This window comes from Methylobacterium sp. Leaf469 (assembly GCF_001424745.1).
Classification (GTDB): domain Bacteria; phylum Pseudomonadota; class Alphaproteobacteria; order Rhizobiales; family Beijerinckiaceae; genus Methylobacterium.
In genome coordinates, this window is sequence record NZ_LMRE01000040.1 from 1 (window position 1) to 3649 (window position 3649).

The window sequence follows — 3649 nt, forward strand, 5'->3', positions numbered from 1 at the left end:
CGTCCGTTTGCGCAGCCGGACGGGCGTCGGCCGCGCGGCGACGGCGATCCTGGACTCGTCGCCGACGGCGATGCCGTGGTTCGACGAGGTTCCTCGAGACGATTTCGAGACGAGCCTGTTCGCCAAGGCACGGCAATTGGAGGCGCAAGGCGTCGACAAGGACCGAATCCAGGACTGGTTCCGCGGCGAGAGGATGGCGCACGCCAAGACCAAAACAGAGGCAGAGAAGAAAGAAAAGACGAAGGCGCCAGCAAAGGCCGAAACGGGTCAGGTGACCAGCAAGACCAATAAGAAGGAATTGTGCGAGATTGCCTGCGAGTGCCTCAATGATAGGGGTAGTCATGTAACCTACCTGGCCTGCGTCGCGGAGAAACTGCGCAAGCGCTACTATAATCCCAGCAACGGCCAGCATTCTGCGGGCGGCCCGCGGCGACCGATGAGTGAAACGGCGGATGGGCCTCGGCCGGAAGTGAGTTACAAGAAGGGGGAAGAGCCGGATAGCAAGTATGCTCCGGTGGAGAGCCGGACCGCGCCGGGCATGCCCTCGACGGCTCCGGTGGTGCGCGGTGCTCCTCGGCCTGACGTGTCGTGGTGGCAGGACGGCGCGCTTTCAGAGCTTTGGGAAATGAAGTTCCCGAAGGCTAGGGGTGGTGTTGACGGTAAAACAAACGCTCAACGTGGAGGCGCGTATGAAGAAATCGCGGAGGACCAAAGCCAGCCTGGCCGGAAACCGGTCAAGGTGAAAGAGATCGATGTCGCGAAAGATTGCGACTGCAACAAAGGAAGCTCTGCGTCATGACAGCTGTACCGAGCTACATCGCCTGGCAGAGCCGGCGCACCCCGACGACGATCGAGACGGAGCTGGTGTACCGAGACCCACGATACAGCGATATCGTCTCAAGGGTCGGTGGGCTTCTCTCGCTTTACTTCCTAGACGGATGGACGACCCAGAAGCGACGGCAGCTTCTGGCCGTCGTCGAGGAATACTGCGACCTCTTCGCCGATCGGATCACACACTATCAGAAGCCCGGCGAGCGTCAGCTCCGGTCCTTCAATGTTGATGAGGCTGTCAAGTACTACGAAGAAATTTCGAAAAATGAGGAAAGCGAGATGTATTGCTTCCTCAAGGGAGTCAATGCGATGGACAACGACGATCCCTCATTGTGGCTGTTGATAGCTTTCGGGTTTGAGAGAGACAACTCGCAGCGGCACCTGTCTGGGGTCAAGATCCACGTCCCGCCGGCGTTCATTCTGGACAATCCCGATCGCTGCGTGGACTTAGTCCGCCGCTGGTCCGAGCGTCTCGGCGCCGTGCATGGCTCTGGCGGGCTAGGCGTGCTGACAGAACCTGGCCGCGAGACGGTCGGTAAGGTCCTGTATTATCCGTTGATGCAGCGTTATCCCGCTCTCGAGTACGACAACATGGGTGGTTACTTCTCCGGGACGCGGTTCGGCGGCTACGAAGTGCCTCGCGCCTCGAACTGGCTCACGCTGCTGGGGGACGCCAACATCGCCCGGCTCGGCGGAGAGGACGCGATCCGAAGCCAGCTCACCCCCGAGTTGAGCTTGGCGCCCTATGCGGGCGGTGTGCTGATCCGGGCCGGGCAGGCGCCGGTCGTGGACAGCAACGGCATCGGCGGCATCCCGCAGGCCTATCGGGATGCCGCCCGAATCATCAAACCCACGCTGCTGGGGGACGCCAACATCGCCCGGCTCGGCGGCGAGGACGCAATCCGAAGCCAGCTCACCCCCGAGTTGAGCTTGGCGCCCTATGCGGGCGGTGTGCTGATCCGGGCCGGGCAGGCGCCGGTCGTGGACAGCAACGGCATCGGCGGCATCCCGCAGGCCTATCGGGATGCCGCCCGAATCATCAAACCCTTCCGTTTCGAAGGCTACCGCAGAAGCATCATCGAGGTTCCCGAAGAGAAAGACGGACTGGAAGAGACGATGAAGTGGGTCCGCCGCTTCGACTGACGGTCGAATTGGCGCGAGGGACAGAGGATGTCGCGTCCCGATCCCTGGACCACGAACCGCCCGCTGGAAGGCATGCGGGAGACGCACGAGGCGCGCGTCGTCTGCCTGTCGCCGGACGTGTGCCTGACGCCGCGGGGGCTCGACCCTGGTGCAGGTTCCCGACCCGATCGTCGACTACGGCGACCATTTCGACGGCTACGCATCCTCGGTGCGGCTCACGGCGCAGAAGGCGCTGGTGCTGCGCCGACGCAATCCGTGACTATACCAATCGCTGCAAATCCACGGGGGAAGCGAAAGGACTTGTCAAAGAGTATCTTGAGCGCCAGTCGCCACTTCACGTTCCCGATCAGGTGCTTGGTGGCAACTTGTCGAAGATCCTTCGCATGGGGAACTCTCATGTCAACTCGATCATCGGCGGAGGTTGGCCCAGCCGATTGGCCGAGTTCGAGCGACATGCGAAAAGCTTGAAGCCTGGAGAGAAGATGAACGTGCGGCTTTGCGCCACGATCAAGGGGCNGAGGTTGGCCCAGCCGATTGGCCGAGTTCGAGCGACATGCGAAAAGCTTGAAGCCTGGAGAGAAGATGAACGTGCGGCTTTGCGCCACGATCAAGGGGCAGGATGTCTGCAGTAATCGCGTATCTTGATTGAAAAAATGAAAGTGAGAAAACAATGACGGTCGAAAGATATAAGGCTCTGTTCGACGAGGCAATTGGAATGTATAACCCAAATATATTGCGCCCATTTGAATACGGTGGGGGCAAAGCGCATGTTCCGGAAGTTCTGGCCTACATGTGGTCGAGGGTCGGCATCTCCATCTGGCTCAAAGGCACGTTCAGGACCTGCGACCCCGACATGGTCTGGCCGTCCATCGAAGATGCCCTCGAGGGCAAGAGCCTGCTGAACGCGGCCGATTGCGTGCCCTACCTCATCACGGCCTTCGGCAGCGTCTACGCTTGGAACCGCTCGCTCGGCGCGATCGAGTTCGATTTCCAGCGCGGCCGGATCACGATCCGCGCGGATCCTCGGGACATGGCTCAAGAGGCGAGCCCTACCAAGTTCGTGACGCCGTTCCTGGCCGAGGAGGACAGTTACGACGACTACGACCTCTACGACGAGGCCGTGCGGAAGTTCGGGCCCTTGAACGAGGACCAGATCTTCTCGTTCGCACCGATCTTCGCCCTGGGAGGCCAGCCCAAGAAGGGCAACCTCATCGTGACGAACGCCCGGGCCCACCTGGCGCTCCTGTCGCAGTCACAAGGGTTCGACATCCTTCACTTCGACCGGAAGCGCTATCCGGGCGGCTTCGAGCGAGTGGAGTGATCTGACGCCACGAATTCGCGATCGAGGGCGATCTCGTCGTCCCTCGACCCGTGCCTGACGCCGCGGGGCTCGGCCCTGGTGCCGGCCCCCGACCCGATCGTGGACTACGGTGACCATTTCGACGGCTACGCGTCCTCGGTGCGGCTCACGGCGCAGACGGCGATGGTGCTGCGCCGAGGCAATCCGTGACTATACCAATCGCGGCAAATCCACGGAGGAAGCGAAAAGACTTGCCAAAGAGAATCTTGAGCGCCGGTCGCCACTTCACGTTCCCGATCAGGTGCTTGGTGGCAACGTGTCGAAGATCCTTCGCATGGGGAACTCTCATGTCAACTCGATCATCGGCGGAGGTTG

4 protein-coding genes are annotated in these 3649 nt (G+C 61.3%); 3 read left to right on the plus strand and 1 reads right to left on the minus strand.

Translation table 11 applies throughout. From position 1 onward, the window contains the following. The 3 genes from ASG60_RS23080 to ASG60_RS16830 form a co-directional block, all read left to right on the plus strand. On the plus strand, positions 1-799 hold a 799-nt coding region (locus ASG60_RS23080; RefSeq protein WP_162244805.1), incomplete at its 5' end, for a hypothetical protein. Continuing rightward, complete coding sequence (locus ASG60_RS16825) at positions 796-1974, plus strand: type VI immunity family protein (protein ID WP_056386779.1); 1179 nt, start codon at positions 796-798, stop codon at positions 1972-1974. The genes ASG60_RS23080 and ASG60_RS16825, both read left to right, overlap by 4 nt. Before the next feature lie 715 nt (positions 1975-2689). Continuing rightward, positions 2690-3295 carry a T6SS immunity protein Tdi1 domain-containing protein gene (locus tag ASG60_RS16830; RefSeq protein ID WP_277996246.1) on the plus strand — a complete coding sequence of 202 codons (606 nt, stop codon included), beginning with the start codon at positions 2690-2692 and terminating at the stop codon, positions 3293-3295. A 145-nt stretch (positions 3296-3440) separates the two neighbouring features. On the opposite strand, the gene ASG60_RS23610 is transcribed toward ASG60_RS16830, so the two are convergent. Beyond that, a partial coding sequence (locus ASG60_RS23610) for a hypothetical protein (RefSeq protein ID WP_244476706.1) occupies positions 3441-3649 on the minus strand: 209 nt, incomplete at its 5' end.